At 65.2% G+C, this 15,229-nt stretch carries 13 protein-coding genes; 2 read left to right on the forward strand and 11 right to left on the reverse strand.

All coding sequences use genetic code 11. The features are described 5' to 3' along the window. Position 1 precedes the first annotated feature (1 nt). From purH to prmA, 4 genes are all read right to left on the reverse strand, one after another. Positions 2-1,561 carry a bifunctional phosphoribosylaminoimidazolecarboxamide formyltransferase/IMP cyclohydrolase gene (gene purH, locus CKO27_RS10535; RefSeq protein ID WP_200374850.1) on the reverse strand — a complete coding sequence of 520 codons (1,560 nt, stop codon included), beginning with the start codon at positions 1,559-1,561 and terminating at the stop codon, positions 2-4. 68 nt (positions 1,562-1,629) lie between these two features. Beyond that, positions 1,630-1,938: a helix-turn-helix domain-containing protein gene (locus CKO27_RS10540; protein ID WP_200374851.1), complete on the reverse strand. Its 309-nt coding sequence runs from the start codon at positions 1,936-1,938 to the stop codon at positions 1,630-1,632. After that, positions 1,935-3,026 (reverse strand): tRNA dihydrouridine synthase DusB, encoded by a 1,092-nt coding sequence (dusB, locus tag CKO27_RS10545; protein ID WP_200374852.1) that lies wholly within the window; start codon positions 3,024-3,026, stop codon positions 1,935-1,937. Before dusB ends, CKO27_RS10540 begins: the two co-directional genes overlap by 4 nt. Continuing rightward, positions 3,023-3,916, reverse strand: a complete 894-nt coding sequence (gene prmA, locus CKO27_RS10550) for a 50S ribosomal protein L11 methyltransferase (protein ID WP_200374853.1) — start codon at positions 3,914-3,916, stop codon at positions 3,023-3,025. The genes dusB and prmA overlap by 4 nt, the downstream gene beginning before the upstream one ends. A 124-nt stretch (positions 3,917-4,040) precedes the next feature. On the opposite strand from prmA, the gene CKO27_RS10555 reads away from it, so the two are divergent. Continuing rightward, positions 4,041-4,835 (forward strand): Uma2 family endonuclease, encoded by a 795-nt coding sequence (locus CKO27_RS10555; RefSeq protein WP_200374854.1) that lies wholly within the window; start codon positions 4,041-4,043, stop codon positions 4,833-4,835. A 113-nt stretch (positions 4,836-4,948) separates the two neighbouring features. Here the strand turns inward: CKO27_RS10555 and accC are convergent, their stop codons facing one another. From accC to cutA, 6 genes are all read right to left on the reverse strand, one after another. After that, on the reverse strand, positions 4,949-6,289 hold the full coding sequence (gene accC / locus CKO27_RS10560) for an acetyl-CoA carboxylase biotin carboxylase subunit (protein ID WP_200374864.1): 1,341 nt from the start codon (positions 6,287-6,289) through the stop codon (positions 4,949-4,951). Positions 6,290-6,413: 124 nt separating this feature from the next. Continuing rightward, positions 6,414-6,857 (reverse strand): acetyl-CoA carboxylase biotin carboxyl carrier protein, encoded by a 444-nt coding sequence (gene accB / locus CKO27_RS10565; RefSeq protein ID WP_200374855.1) that lies wholly within the window; start codon positions 6,855-6,857, stop codon positions 6,414-6,416. A gap of 2 nt (positions 6,858-6,859) precedes the next feature. Next, positions 6,860-7,321 carry a type II 3-dehydroquinate dehydratase gene (aroQ, locus tag CKO27_RS10570; protein WP_200374856.1) on the reverse strand — a complete coding sequence of 154 codons (462 nt, stop codon included), beginning with the start codon at positions 7,319-7,321 and terminating at the stop codon, positions 6,860-6,862. Between the two features lie 143 nt (positions 7,322-7,464). After that, on the reverse strand, positions 7,465-8,037 hold the full coding sequence (locus tag CKO27_RS10575) for a TlpA family protein disulfide reductase (protein WP_200374857.1): 573 nt from the start codon (positions 8,035-8,037) through the stop codon (positions 7,465-7,467). Continuing rightward, on the reverse strand, positions 8,034-10,433 hold the full coding sequence (gene dsbD / locus CKO27_RS10580) for a protein-disulfide reductase DsbD (RefSeq protein ID WP_200374858.1): 2,400 nt from the start codon (positions 10,431-10,433) through the stop codon (positions 8,034-8,036). Before dsbD ends, CKO27_RS10575 begins: the two co-directional genes overlap by 4 nt. Positions 10,434-10,435: 2 nt before the next feature. Further along, positions 10,436-10,765 carry a divalent-cation tolerance protein CutA gene (cutA, locus tag CKO27_RS10585; protein ID WP_200374859.1) on the reverse strand — a complete coding sequence of 110 codons (330 nt, stop codon included), beginning with the start codon at positions 10,763-10,765 and terminating at the stop codon, positions 10,436-10,438. 218 nt (positions 10,766-10,983) lie between these two features. Here cutA and CKO27_RS10590 point away from each other — a divergent pair, with 218 nt between their 5' ends. After that, the gene (locus tag CKO27_RS10590; RefSeq protein WP_420825826.1) at positions 10,984-11,409 is read left to right on the forward strand and encodes an FxsA family protein; all 426 of its coding nucleotides are present in this window, start codon (positions 10,984-10,986) and stop codon (positions 11,407-11,409) included. Positions 11,410-11,700: 291 nt separating this feature from the next. Here CKO27_RS10590 and mutS read toward each other — a convergent pair whose 3' ends face one another. Continuing rightward, positions 11,701-14,325: a DNA mismatch repair protein MutS gene (gene mutS, locus CKO27_RS10595; RefSeq protein ID WP_200374861.1), complete on the reverse strand. Its 2,625-nt coding sequence runs from the start codon at positions 14,323-14,325 to the stop codon at positions 11,701-11,703. Between the last annotated feature and the right edge of the window lie 904 nt (positions 14,326-15,229).

Consider the following 15,229-nt stretch of genomic DNA (forward strand, 5'->3'; position numbering starts at 1 on the left):
CTCAGTGCCTGAAGTGACGCATCCCGGTGAACAGCATCGCCATGCCGTGCGCGTTGGCCGCGGCGATGACCTCCTCGTCGCGCATCGAGCCGCCGGGCTGGATGACGGCGGTGATGCCGGCCTCGGCGGCCTGGTCGATGCCGTCGCGGAAGGGGAAGAAGGCGTCCGAGGCCATCACCGATCCGGCGACCGTCAGCCCGGCCTGCTCGGCTTTGATGCGGGCGATGCGCGCGGAGTTGACCCGGCTCATCTGGCCGGCGCCGACCCCGATGGTCATGCGCTCGCGCCCGTAGACGATGGCGTTGGATTTGACGAACTTGGCCACCCGCCAGGTGAAGAGCAGATCCTCCAACTCCTGGGGCGTCGGTTCGCGGCTGGTCACGGATCGGACTTGCTCGGTCAGACGCAGATCCGCCTCCTGGACCAGCAGACCGCCGTTGACGCGCTTGAAGTCGAGCCGGACCAGCGACTCGCTGGCCCAGTCGCCGCACTCCAGCAGACGGATGTTCTGCTTGGCCGCGACGGCGTCGCGCGCGGCCTGGGAGAGGCTCGGCGCGATGATGACCTCGACGAACTGACGCTCGACGATGGCTTGGGCGGTCTCGCCATCCAGCTCGCGATTGAAGGCGATGATGCCCCCGAAGGCGGATTCCGGATCCGTGGCGTAGGCGCGATCATAGGCCTCAAGCAGATTGGACCCAAAGGCGACGCCACAGGGATTGGCATGCTTGACGATGACGCAGACCGGGGCCTCGTCGAACTGCTTGACGCACTCCAGCGCGGCGTCCGTGTCGGCGATGTTGTTGTAGGACAACTCCTTGCCCTGGATCTGGGTCGCGGTCGAGATCCCTGCCTCCTCGACCCTGTGCTCGACATAGAAGGCGGCCTTCTGATGCGGGTTCTCGCCATAGCGCATCAACTGTTTGCGCTTGAATTGCAAACTCAGGGTGCGCGGGAAGCGCGAGGCCGCGTCGCCCTCGGCGCGGGCGCCCAGATAGTTGGCGATGGCGCCGTCGTAGCGCGCGGTGTGCTCGAAGGCCTTGGCCGCCAGGTCGAAGCGGGTCGCGTCGCTCACGCCGCCGCTCGCCCCGATCTCATCGGTGACCCGCGCATAGTCGGCCGCGTCCACCACGACGGTGACGCTCGCGTGATTCTTCGCCGCCGCGCGCAGCAGGGTCGGGCCGCCGATGTCGATGTTCTCGATCGCGGTCCCGAGATCGCAGTCCGGGCGCGCGACCGTTTCCTCGAAGGGATAGAGATTGACCACCACCAGATCGATCGGCGCGATCGCGTGGTCGCGCATGACCTGATCATCCAGCCCGCGTCGGCCGAGGATGCCGCCGTGGATGCGCGGATGCAGGGTCTTGACGCGACCGTCCATCATCTCCGGGAAGCCGGTATGGTCCGAGACCTCGGTCACCGCGATGCCGTTGTCGGCCAGCAGTCGGGCGGTACCTCCGGTGGAGAGGATCTCGATGCCCTGGGCGGCGAGCGCCTGGGCGAAGTCGATCAGGCCGGTCTTGTCGGAGACGCTGATCAGGGCGCGTTCTATGGGTTGCATCTGGTCGGTCCAGGTCGATGGTGCGGGGGAAAACGGAAGTGTCGCCTTCGAGCGCGGGGAACGGCTCCCTAGCCGTCCCGTTCGATGCCGTAGACACCGAGCCGTTTACGTAGGGTATTGCGGGTCATGCCGAGCATCTTGGCCGCGTGGCTGAGATTGCCGTTCGTGTGTTGCAGAACGGTCTCGAACAGCGGGCGCTCCACCTCTTCCATGACCAATCCGTGGAGTCCTTTCACCTCGTGGTCGGCCATGTTCGCGAGATAGAAGACGAGGGCATCGCGCACGCATTTGCTCAAGGGATCGGCGCGATCGGCCTCCACCACGTTCAACCCCGTTGATTCTAGCTCGAATGCCTGTCGTGCGGCCTCGCTTTTCATGCGGCTTGAGCCTCCCGGTCGGGGCCTTGGTCGAGGAACGCGAGCACCAGCGAGAGTTGTTCCGCCGGGTGCTCGGTTCGGTTGATCGTTTGTCTGAATGCCGCCGCGCCTGGCAGGTGCCGACAGTACCACGCGATGTGCTTGCGCGCGATGCGCACCCCGGCCCGAGTTCCGTAGAAAGAATGGAGTGCCTCGAGATGTTCGCTCAGGATGTCCTGGAGCCGGTCTCTCGGGGGCGTTCTCTCGTGATCATGGTTCAGTGTCGGCGTGGTCCCGTCGTACGTCTGTCCCGAGGCCAGTGCGGCGGCGATGTCGCGGAAGATCCAGGGGCGTCCCCGGGCCGCGCGTCCGATCATGATAGCATCGGCGCCCGTGTAGTTCAGGACACGTCTGGCGTCCTCGGCGCTGGCGATGTCACCGTTGGCGATCAATGGCATCTCGACCTCTTCGCGGATGGCTCGGATCGTTTCGTACTCGGCGGCTGTGCCGTAGGCGCAGGCGCGTGTCCGTCCATGCACGGTCAGCGCGGCGATGCCGGATTCGCGCGCGATCCGCGCGATCCGCACCCCGTTGCGGCTCTCGGGCGACCAGCCGGTGCGGATCTTGAGCGTCACCGGCACCGATACGGCCGCCACCACGGACTCCAGGATCCGCGCCACCAGCGCCTCGTCGCGCAGCAGGGCGGAACCCGCGGTGACCTTGCACACCTTCTTGGCCGGGCAGCCCATGTTGATGTCGATGATATGCGCGCCCAGTTCGACGTTGAGGCGCGCGGCCTCGGCCATCAGGAGCGGATCCGATCCCAGGATCTGGGCCGAGATCGGTCCGGTCTCGTCCCGATAGTCTAGACGACGCAGCGATTTGCGGTTCCCCCAAAGCGCCGTGTTGGCCGAGACCATCTCGGCCACCGCCAGTCCGGCGCCGAGCCGCCGGCAGATGGCGCGGAAGGGGCGGTCCGTGATCCCGGCCATGGGGGCGAGGATCAGATTGTTGTTGAGCCGGTAAGGACCGATCCGGAAGGGGCGGATCGGACCTTCGTCCGTGGCGGTTCGAGCCTCGGCGGGCGCCTCTGGTGGTCCGGGCTTCATGGGGCCGAATCCGGCATTCTCCGGCCCCCGATCAAGGCCCAATCGTCGCGGAGGCGCGGCGGATCGAGCTGAATGCGGTCGGCATAGGCCGCGCTGACGGCATCGACCTGTTCGGCCAGCACACCTGACAGCACCAGATCGCCGCCGGGGACCAGCATCCCGCTCAGGCGCGGGGCCAGTGCGATCAGCGGTCCCGCGAGGATATTGGCGAGCACGCCGTCGACGCGGGTGTCGGTGAAATCGGCCGACGCCAGGATGTCGAGTCGATCCAGCACGCCGTTCGCCAAGGCGTTGGCATGGCTGGCCTCCAGTGCCTGGGGGTCATGGTCGACCGCGATGGCGCGCGCGGCCCCGAGTTTGAGTGCAGCGATGGCCAGGATGCCCGAGCCGCAGCCGAAGTCCAGCAGGGTCTTGCCCGCGAGCGCGGTGCCATCGAGCCACTCCAGACACATGGCGGTGGTCGCGTGATGTCCGGTGCCGAAGGCCAGTCCCGGATCCAGCGCCACGACGATCCCGTCCGGATCCCCCGGCGGCTGGCCGTGCGGGCAAACCCAGAGACGTTGGCCGAAGCGGGTCGGCTTGAAGGTATCCAGCCAGACCCTCTCCCACACCCGGTCCTCGATCCGATGGATACGGGGTCGAACGCCGAGCCGGTTGGTCAGATCCAGGGCGAGCCGTTCGATCAGCGCCGCGCTGGCCGGATCGCTCTCGAACAGCGCCGTGAGCGTCACCTCGGACCAGAGCGGCGTCTCCCCTGGACCGGGCTCGAGCTGGGGCTCATCGCCCGCGTCCCCGAGCGTGACCGAGAGCGCCCCGGCCAGTTCCAGATGGAGCGAATGGGTCTCCGCCTGGTCGCGCGGGACATCGAATGAGAGTTGCAGCCAGGACATGGGGTCGCCCGAGGTTTGGAAGTTGGGTTGAGGGCGGGCGATTGTACAGGAGTCGCGAGCTTCTATAATCCCTCCAAGCCCTGGAGGCTTTGGGATTCTCGAAACGATACTGGAGCTGGCTGTCATGTCTGTCACCGCGCCCCAAATGGCCGAACTCATGCCGGACGCCAGGCAGCTGCTGAGCGATGAACCGGAAATGGAAAGCACCCTGCATTATCAGCAATTAGCGCTCCTGGTCAGTTGTCTCGAATGGCACTGGCGCGATCGCCTGGACTTTTTCATCGGCGCGAACCTCACCGTCTACTACAGCCATCAGCAACTGCGCCGGCGTGATTTTCGTGGTCCGGATTTCTTTCTCGTCATGGATGCCGATCGTCAGCCACGCAACTCCTGGGTGGTCTGGGAGGAGGACGGCCGGTATCCGGATCTCATCATCGAGCTGCTCTCGGATTCCACGGCCTCGGTCGACCGATCCGACAAGAAGGCCCTGTACCAGAACATCTTCCGCACCCCGGAATATTTCTGGTTCTCGCCCGACACGCTGGAATTCGCTGGTTTCAGGTTGGTCGACAAGGGCTATCAGCCCATTTCGCCTGACGCCCATGGCCGCGCATGGAGTCAGGTTCTGGGTTTGAGCCTGGGGGTCGAGCAGGGGCGGCTGCGCTATTTCGATGCCGACGGTCACTTGCTGCCGACCCCCGCCGAGGCGGCCGAGTGGGAACAGGAACAGGCGCGACGTGAACAGGATCGAGCCGAAACCGAGCGTCGGAGGGCCGACCAAGAGCAGCGAAGAGCGAATCAGGAGCAGCTAAGAGCCGATCAGGAGCAGCTAAGGGCTGACCGGGAACAGCAGAGGGCCGAATATCTCGCGCGACGCTTGCGCGAGCTTGGGTTCGACCCGGAACAGGACACCCTGTAGTCCGGGGTTGGCGAACGCTTTCCGGCTCTCGATGACGGGGAGTGCGACGAAAGCCATGACTCCAGCGCCCGCCGCGCCCGGAGTCATGGCCGGTCAAGTCCGAGGACGCAACCTTACATCCCGAGCTTCTTCTCCAGATAGTGGATATTGGCGCCGCCCGCGAGGAAGGCTCCGTCGCGCAGAATGGTGCGCTGGAGCTTGATGTTGGTGTTGATGCCGTCGATGACGGTCTCGCGCAAGGCGTTGCACATACGCGCGATAGCCGACTCGCGATCCTCGCCGTGGGTGATCAGCTTGCCGATCATGGAATCGTAGTAACGCGGGACCGTATAGCCGGTATAAATATGAGTCTCCAGCCGCACCCCGGGACCACCGGGGGCATGGAATTCGGTGATCTTGCCGGGACTCGGCATGAAGGTCTCGGAGTCCTCGGCGTTGATCCGGCACTCGATGGCGTGTCCGCGCATGACGATGTCTTTCTGCGCGTAGCGCAGCGGCTCGCCGGCGGCGATCAGGATCTGTTCCTTGACGATATCCACGCCCGTGACCATCTCGGTGACCGGATGCTCGACTTGGACCCGCGTGTTCATCTCGATGAAATAGAAATGGCCGTTTTCATAGAGAAACTCGAAGGTGCCAGCGCCGCGATAGCCGATGGCGCGGCAGGCCGCGGCGCAGCGCTCGCCGATCTCGCGCCGCTGGGCCTCGGTGATGCCGGGCGCGGGGGCTTCCTCCACGACCTTCTGATGACGCCGCTGCATGGAGCAGTCGCGCTCGCCGAGATGGATGGCGTTGCCCATCTGGTCGGCCAGTATCTGGAACTCGATATGGCGCGGGTTCTCCAGATACTTTTCCATGTAGACCATGTCGTTGTTGAAGGCCGCCGCGGCCTCCGCCTTGGTCAGCGAAATGGCGTTCAGCAGGGTCGCCTCGGAATGCACCACCCGCATCCCGCGTCCGCCGCCGCCGCCGGACGACTTGATCATGATCGGATAGCCGATGTCGCGCGCCATCTCCAGGGTACGTTTCTTGTTGTCGTCGATCGGGCCATCGGAGCCCGGCACGCAGGGCACGCCGGCGGCCTTCATGGCCGCGATGGCCGAGACCTTGTCGCCCATCATGCGGATGGTTTCAGGGCGCGGGCCGATGAAGATGAAGCCCGAACGCTCGACCCGCTCGGCGAAGTCGGCGTTCTCGGACAGGAAACCGTAGCCGGGATGGATGGCGACCGTGTCGGTGACCTCGGCCGCGCTGATGATGGCCGGTACGTTCAGATAGCTCTGAAGCGCGGCGGCCGGACCGATGCAGACGGACTCATCCGCCAGCAGGACGTGCTTGAGGTCGCGGTCGGCCTCGGAGTGAACCGCGACCGTCTTGATGCCGAGCTCGCGGCAAGCGCGCAGGATACGCAGCGCGATCTCGCCCCGGTTCGCGATCAGAACCTTCTCGATCATTGCGGACATGATGGGAATGCCTTGGGTTGGGGACGGCGATTGGAGTCAGGGCGGCGCGTCGCGCGCCGAGGCCGCTCGGCGCGGTCGTTGGCTCCCGGACTCCGCTTCGGGCCAGACTCGCGCGTCATTCGATGATGAACAGCGGCTGGTTGTACTCCACCGGCTGGCCGTTCTCGACCAAGATGCGCTTGACCGTTCCCGCCTGCTCGCATTCGATCTGATTGAGGATCTTCATGGCTTCGATGATGCACAGGGTATCGCCGGCCTTGACGTCTCGCCCCTCCTCGACGAAAGGCTTGGAGCCGGGCGAGGGCGCCCGGTAAAAGGTCCCGACCATGGGTGAGCGGACGATCTCGCCGGCGATTTCTTCCTCGGCCTCCTCGGCCGGTCCCGCCGCGACCGGCGGCGCGGCGCCAGGCGCCGGCATCGCCTGGGGCATGTAGTAGGGCATGGCCCCGCTGCCATGGCGACTGATGCGCACGGACTCCTCGCCCTCGTGGATCTCGATCTCCGAGACGTCGGATTGCTCCAACAGCTCGATCAACTTCTTTACCTTACGGATATCCATTGTCAGTTGTTCTCGTTCGTGTGGTCCTGGGCCAGGCGGCCGAGCGCGGCGCGCAGCGCCAGCGCGTATCCCTCGGCCCCGAGCCCGCTGATCACGCCCACCGCGATATCGGAAAAATAGGAGTGGGCGCGAAACGGCTCGCGGGCGTGCACATTTGACAGGTGCACCTCGATGAAGGGGATCGCCACGGCCAGCAGGGCGTCGCGCAGCGCGACGCTGGTGTGGGTGAAGGCGGCCGGATTGATGATGATGAAACTCACCGCGTCCCGAGTGGCCTGATGGATGGCCTCGATCAGGACATGCTCCGCGTTGCTTTGAAGGAACTGGAGACGATGGCCCGCGGCACTCGCGGTTTCCTCAAGGTCGTGTTGGATATCCGCCAGCGTGGCGCGGCCATAGTGACCGGGTTCGCGCGTGCCGAGCAGGTTGAGATTGGGTCCGTTCAGGACCAGGATCGAGGCCATCGTGCCAACTGCCTTGCGGACGAAAAGGGAATGGGGCGTCAGTGCCGTCCGGACGTGATCGGCGGCAAATCGCGTCGAATTGTCCGGATTCTGGCGGAATTTGTCCAGCGAGGATCCGCTCGCGAGGGCGGTGTGATCGGAGATCAAAGCTCGGCGCTGGCGGTCCCGGTGAGCCGGTCGATCCGTGCTTGCAGATCCTCCGCTTCCATCTCGCCGATCTGGCTGTGAACCCGTCGTCCATGGCGGTCGAAGATGACCGTGAAGGGGAGAACCTCCAGCCGGTTGCCAAGCTGTTTGGAGAGGGCGAGTACCTCGGGCGTGGCGATCAGGAGCGGGTAGTTGACCGGGCGCTCGACGATGAAGTCCCTGACATCCTCGACGCGGTCGACGGCGATGCCGACGAATTGCACGCCGGCCTCGTGCATCGCCTCCTGGGCGCGGATGAAGGTTGGCATCTCGTCGATGCAGCTGTCGCACCAGGTCGCCCAGAAGTTGAGCACCAGGATCTTGCCGGCCCAGGCGTTGCTGGCGATCTCGTGTCCGTCCAGATCGCTCAGGCGGAAATCGGGCAGGGTCTGGAGCTGCTCCGGATGGCGTTCCGTCAGACCGTCGACGCGCGGGGTCTGGTCGTTGACCAGGCGCTGGCCGACGATGGCGGCACCGATGCTGATGCCGCCGGCCAGGATGGTGACCATGACGACCTTGAAGGGTTTCATGGGGCGACCTGGCGCAGATGCGCGGCGAACGGCTCGGCGGGTTTGAAACCGACCAGACGGTAGTTGGCGAGTTCCGTCCCGGCGGTATCGAAGAAGAGAATGGCGGGCGGTCCGGGGAGCCCGAAGCGCTCCTGCATCAGGGCCTTATCTTCCGCGTCGTTGTCCGTGACGTTGGCCTGCAAGAGGACGAAACGGCTCATCTCGGCGATCACGGCCGGATCGCTGAAGGTGTAGCGCTCCATCTCCTTGCAGGAGACGCACCAGTCGGCATAGAAATCCAGCAGTACCGGCTTGCCGGCCGCCTGAGCCTGGGTCAGCGCGCGCTCCAGATCGGCGACCGTCTTGATGCGCTGGAAGCTGGCATGCGTCGCCCCGACGCCGCCGGCCGGTAGCAACCCGCGCAGCGGCTGAAGGGTATCCTTGCCTCCGGCCGCGGCTCCGACCAGCATGAGCGCGCCATAGATGAGCAGGAAGACGCCGAGGCCCTTCCAAAGCTTGCTCCAGCCGCTGGCGGTCGTCGGGAGCTGAGTCAGGGCGCCCATGTAGACGGACGAGCCGATCAGCAGCAGACCCCAGAGCAGCATGGCGACCGCCGCGGGCAGGATGCGTTCCACCAGCAGGATGGCGACACCCAGCAGGGCCACGCCGAAGACCGCCTTGACCGCGTCCATCCAGCCCCCGGCTCTCGGCAGGAATTTCCCGGCCGAGGTGCCGATGGCGATCAGCGGCGCGCCCATGCCCAGGCTCAGCGCGAAGAGCGCGATGCCGCCGAGCACGGCATCGCCGGTCTGGCTGATGTAGATGAGCGCGCCGAACAGGGGCGGGGCGACGCAGGGGCCAACGATCAGGGCCGAGAGGAAGCCCATGATGGCGACGCCGATCAGGGTTCCGCCCTGCTGGCGGTTGCTGAGTTCGGCAAGCTTGGATTGCAGGCTCGATGGGAGCTGCAAGTCATAGAAGCCGAACATGGAGAGCGCCAGCAAGACGAACACCAGGGCGAAGGAGGTCAGGATCCAGGGATTCTGGAACAGCGCCTGGAGATTGGCGCCGAACAACCCGGCCAGGACGCCGACCACCGTGTAGGTCAGCGCCATCGCCAGGACATAGACCAGCGAGAGCACGAACGCCTTCCGGGTGGTGATGCCCGCGCCCTGACCGGCGATGATCCCGGACAGGATGGGGATCATGGGGAAGACGCAGGGCGTGAAGGCGAGCAGGAGACCAAAGCCGAAGAAGACGGCGATGATCATCCAGAGGCTTTCGTTGACGAGCACGGCGGCGATCCGGTCCTGCTCGGCGACGGGCTGGGCGTCGGGGGTGATCGCGCTGGATTCGCCCGAGACGCTCGGCTCGGCGGCCTCCAGCGAGACGAGCGCCGAGGCCGGCGCCTCGGGCAGATTCAGGGTCACCCGCTGAGTCTGTGGCGGATAACAGATGCCGATCTCCGCGCAGCCTTGATATTTGGCGACCAGCGTCACCTGGGTCGCTGCCGCCGATCCCCGCAGCAGACTCAGGGGGAGATCGACCCGATCGTGATAGACCTCGATATCGCCGATCGAGCCATCGGGAAGAATCGAATCCTTCTTGATGTCCCCCGCCGGTCGCTCGAACGCGCCCAGTTTCACGTCCGCCGCGTCCTCCAGCGAGACCTCGACCAGATGGCGATAGAGGTAGGTCTCGGGCGCGATGTCCCAGGTCAGTTGGAGACGATCGGGCGCGCTGACCTCGGCCTGGAAGCGGAAGGCCTCCTCCGCGCTCAGGATCTCGTCCTCGTCGCCGATTCCAAAGGATTGACCGATCGCCTGGATCGGGCTGGCCGGACGCGGGGCGGATGCTTCCGCCGAGGTCACCGGGATCGCGTCCGCGGTCGCGATTGGGGCGGCCTCGGGCAATTCCAGCAGCATGACTTGTCGATGGGGCGGATAGCAGAATCCGGCATCCGCGCAGCCCTGGGAGCTGACGCGCAGGGTCAGGATATTCTCCGATCCGGGAGCGCGGGTGATCGGCAGGACGACGTCCAGACGACCGCGATGGATGGCCACTTCGCCGAAAAACGCGTCCTGCCTGGTCTCGGCTTCCGGCAGCCCGGGGGTGCCGATGTCGATCCCGAGGGTTTCCGATTCGAAGCGGAGCTTGCTCTGGTAGAGATAGTAGCCGTCGGCGATATCCCAGCGAATCCGAACGGCCTCCGGTCCGTCCGCCTCGCCCGTGATCGCGAAGGCCTGCTCCTGGAGCAGGAACTCGTCCTCGGCCTGAGCCACCGGAACCAGGACGCAGGCCAGGAGCAGGAGCCCTGTCCAGAGCCCGTGCCACGAGCGCGGCCGGCGCGCGGCCGTCTGGCGCGGTTCCAGCGGATGCGGATGGCTTGCCCGTTCGTTCTTGCTGTTCGCTTCCATGGTCAATCCTGATCGTTCACGCATGTGGTTACCCAGCTCAGATAGTCGGCCAGCCCCTCGGTGATAGGGACCGCGATAATCTCCGGTACCCCGTAGGGATGCAACTGGCGCAGTCGCTCGACAAGGGCCTGGGTACGCGCCTCGTGGGTCTTGATCAGCAGCAGAACCTCGGATTCCTGCTGGATCGCGCCTTCCCAACGGTAGACCGAGGTGAGGCCGGGGACCAGGCTGACGCAGGCGGCGAGCCGCTCGCCGACCAGCGACTCGGCCAAGCCCAGCGCCGTCTCCCGATCGGGGCAGGTACAAAGCATCAAACGGTGACTCGCAGGCATCTGGCGGCTGTCCTCTATTCGCTATCGTCTTCCGAGTTCGCGGTTCGCCCGCCGATCGTCGCGCCGGGACTTGGACTTGATCGGGCCGAAACGTTAAGGTTTCGTGAAAGGGCCTTGGCCGCTGGCTCGGTTCTGACTGCGCAAGGGCCGATTGATTCCGTTCACCCGTCCGCGACCCGAGGCCCGGCCGCCTCGCTTAGATTCCAGAAGAGACCATCATCGTGATCATTTTTATATTGTTATTGATCGGCCTGCCACTGATCGAGATCTATTTCCTGATCGAGGTCGGATCCGCGATCGGGGCCTTTCCGACGATCGTCCTGACGATCCTGACCGCCATCATCGGCACCTGGCTGGTGCGTCGTCAGGGTTTCAGCGTGCTGATGCGCGTACGCCGGATGATCGACGAAGGCGAGGTTCCGGCCCTGGAGGTGATGGACGGCGCGCTTCTCCTGGTCGCCGGTCTCTTCCTGCTTCTACCAGGCTTCTTGACGGATAGCGTCGGCTTCCTGCTCCTGATTCCGCCGCTGCGCCGGTGGCTGGTCAGACGCTACATCCCGGTCGTTCCAACCCAGGGATATCCCGCGCGCAACCCCGATCAGACCCCGCGCGTGATCGAGGGTGAGTATCGTCGCGACGATTGAGCCAGAGGATCCTCCCGATCGCCCTTGCCGCAGGATCATTGGCGCCTCGCGGGCGCCGTCGAGCCTCCTCGCTTTCCCCGCCGTTCTCACGCATCCGTAGTACCACGTCACATGAATCGGATGACCCGTTAATCCATGCAGCGTCCGAGCCGTTTGGGCTACCGCTTCGGGCGTCTCGTGGGCCATGTGGATCCAGACATCGCTCAGCCCGGCCTGCTTGGCCGCCACCTGGTCGCGCGTCTTGGACTTGGGGGCTTCGATGTAGCGCGAACGCCCTGTCCCGTATCCGAGTTAGCCTTGTTTTTTCCTCGGTTTGCCGCCCGAGCGCTTGGGTTCGAGCATCCCTTTCAGCCGATAGAGGGCTTCCAGCGCGTCCCGCGGCGTCAAGCCATCGGGATCCAGGGCACGCAGCGCTTCGCGGATGGCCTGGTCCGCGACCGCTTCGGGCGCGCGCTTCGGGACGGGTTCGAGCGGAAACAGCGAGAGCTGCACCGCTTCGCGCTCGGCATGGCGACGGGCGGCGTCCTCCAACTCGCGCAGCCGCGCGCGGGCGCGTTCGATGACCACCGGCGGAACCCCGGCCAGCGCGGCGACGGCCAGGCCATAGCTCTGATTCGCCGGTCCGTCGCGCAGGGCGTGCATGAAGACGATGGAACTGCCGTGCTCGACCGCGTCCAGATGGACGTTGGCGATGCCGGGATATTCCTCCGGCAGCGTGGTCAGCTCGAAATAATGGGTCGCGAAGAGGCTATAGGCGCCGATCCGGCTCGCCAGCTCGACCCCGCAGGACCAGGCCAGCGAGAGCCCGTCGAAGGTGCTGGTGCCGCGCCCCACCTCGTCCATGAGCACCAGGCTTTGGTCGGTGGCGTTGTTGAGGATATTGGCCGTCTCCTCCATCTCCACCATGAAGGTCGAGCGCCCGCCCGCCAGGTCGTCGGAGGCCCCGATGCGCGAGAAGATGCGGTCGATCGGGCCGATGGTCGCGCGCCGGGCGGGCACGAAGCTCCCCGCATAAGCCAGCAGCACGATGAGCGCGTTCTGGCGCATATAGGTCGACTTGCCGCCCATGTTCGGCCCGGTGATGACCAGCATCCGCCGCCCGCCATCCATCCGCAGCCCGTTGGCGACGAAGGGGCTGTCGATCACCCGCTCGACGACCGGATGACGCCCGTCCTCGATCTCGATCAGCGGCGCGTCGCTCAGCTCGGGACAGCACCAGTCCAGGGTCTCGGCGCGTTCCGCCAGATTGACCAGGACGTCCAGGGTGGCGATGCCGCCCGCCGTCTTCTGCAAGCGGGCGAGCGCGACGCCGAGCTGGCCGAGCAGCTCCTCGTAGAGCGATTTCTCGCGGGCGAGCGCGCGCTCGCGGCTGCTCAGTACCTCGTCCTCGAAGCGCTTCAGCTCGGGCGTGATATAGCGCTCCACGCCCTTGAGGGTCTGACGGCGGACGAAATCGGCCGGAACCTGATCGGCCTGGGCGCGGCCCAGCTCGATGTAATAGCCATGGACGCGGTTGTAGCCGACCTTGAGACCCGGCAGCCCGGTGCGCGCGCGCTCGCGGGTCTCCAGCTCCAGCAGGAAGCGATCGGCGTGACTGGAGAGGTCGCGCAGCTCATCCAGTTCCGCATCGAATCCGCGCCCGATCACACCGCCGTCGCGGATCAGCATCGGCGGCTGTTCGATGATGGCGCGGGTCAGCAGATCCACAACGGCCGGATGCTCGCCGATCTCGCCGTCGAGGCGCTCCAGCAGCGGGTCGTCCATCCCCGCCAGTTCATCGCGCAGCCGGGGCAGGGTGGCGAGCGAGTCGCGCAGTACCGCCAGGTCGCGCGGCCGGGCCGAGCCAAGCGCGACCCGCGCCAGGATGCGCTCCAGGTCGCCGATCTCGGCCAGGATGTCGCGCAGCCGCGCCCCATTGCCCTGGTCGATCAGGCCACGCAGCGCCGCGTGACGCGCGCACACGGCGGCGTGGTCGCGCAGCGGGCGGTTCAGCCAGCGCCGCAGCAGACGGCTGCCCATCGCGGTGGCGGTGCGGTCCAGCACCCCCGCCAGGGTGTGCTCGGGGCGTCCGGTCAGGCTCTCGGTCAGCTCCAGATTGCGGCGGGTCGCGGCGTCCAGGATGAGCGCCTCGTCGCGTTGCTCCGTGGTCAGGCCGCGAACATGGGGCAGGGCCGCGAACTGGGTATCGCGGATGTACTGGAGCAGACAGCCGGCCGCGCCGATCGCCAGCGGCATTCCGGCGCAACCGAAGCCATTGAGATCGCGCGAGCCGAACTGCTTGCAGAGCGCGTGCGCGCCGCTGTCGGCGTCGAAGTGCCAGGCCGGACGGCGGGTGACGCCGTGCTCGATTCGCAACGCGGTATGCAGCCGGCTGTCCTCGTCGAGCAGGACCTCGGCCGGCTTGAGCCGTTCCAGCTCGCTGGCCAGGGCCTCGCGCGAGGCCGTTTCCAGCACCGAGAAGCGTCCGCTCGACAGCTCCAGCGCGGCGAGCCCGAAGGCGTCCTTGCCCTCCGCGATGGCGACCAGCAGATTCTCGCGCCGCTCCTCCAGCAACGCCTCGTCGGTCAGGGTTCCAGGCGTGACGATGCGCGCGACCTTGCGCTCGACCGGCCCCTTCGACTGCGACGGATCTCCGACCTGCTCGCAGATCACGACCGAGACCCCCTTGCGCACCAGCTTGGCCAGATAGCCCTCGGCGGCGTGATAGGGCACGCCCGCCATGGGAATCGGCTTCCCGGCCGACTGACCGCGCTTGGTCAGGGTGATATCCAGCAACCGCGCCGCCCGCTCCGCGTCCTCGAAGAAGAGTTCATAGAAATCGCCCATCCGATAGAAGAGCAGCATCTCGGGGTGTTCCGCCTTGATCCGCAGATACTGCTGCATCATCGGCGTGTGCTGGGAAAGGTCCGTTGGCATGCGGTCTCGGGAGTCGAAGGGTAGCGGGGTCGGCTAGTCTAGCAGCCTGTCGTGCTTAAGCGGTCGGCTTGGCGGAAAGAGGCTATCAAGAGACTTTTCATCCCGAGAAATGGGCTTTTTCCGGCCAAAACGTGCTTTCCCTGCGAATTTCCCTTACTGCGGGCGCAAGACGGCCATGCGTTTGAGGTTCCACGCCAGGCAGGCGAGAGTCCATTCGTTGCGCACGTTGTCCATGCGCGGCTCCGCCTGTCGTGGTGGATATGACACTAAGAGACTGTATAGAAACTAAAGCGTTGATACTCGATTAATAGCCTGGCTGCGATTTTTAATTTTAAAAACAATATATTATATTTATGTTAAATCACCAGAAACGAATTAAACGAGTAGATACTCAACAACCACCAGCTAAAGCTGGTGGGTTGAAGTTACGGACTGAAAGTCCGGATACGGGTCGAAAGACCCGTTCAGGGTGCCTTGGTTCGGAAGTGATCGTTGGCCTTTGTCTCAAATGATGTCCCGGATACGCCCGACTCATTTCGTCCATCACGGTGTTGGATGTCACGCAAAAGCTGCCGCGCGCCTAGCTAGGCCACCCAGGTCATGTTTTCTCAGGCGGGTCAAGGATCGCATGGTGACCGTCTCCATCATGCGTCGCGTTGGCCACAAACCGCAAAAGGCTTCAAAGATCAATCTGACCGCCTAAAGGCGGTGGTTTTAACCTTGCTTCGGACAATAAATAGGTCACTTAGACCTGAATCCGTGATCTGAATGACGCGGCAACGTCCTCTTGGCAAATAGCGATGCCGGAATTCATTTCAGCGACGCGAATAGCGCCCGGGCGGGGACGAATCGGTCCACGGAAGGGCGGTTGGGCGAGAAGCTGCGGGCGACAGACAAAAGGATA

Origin of the sequence: Thiocystis violacea (assembly GCF_016583575.1) — a bacterium.
Lineage (GTDB): Bacteria > Pseudomonadota > Gammaproteobacteria > Chromatiales > Chromatiaceae > Thiocystis > Thiocystis violacea.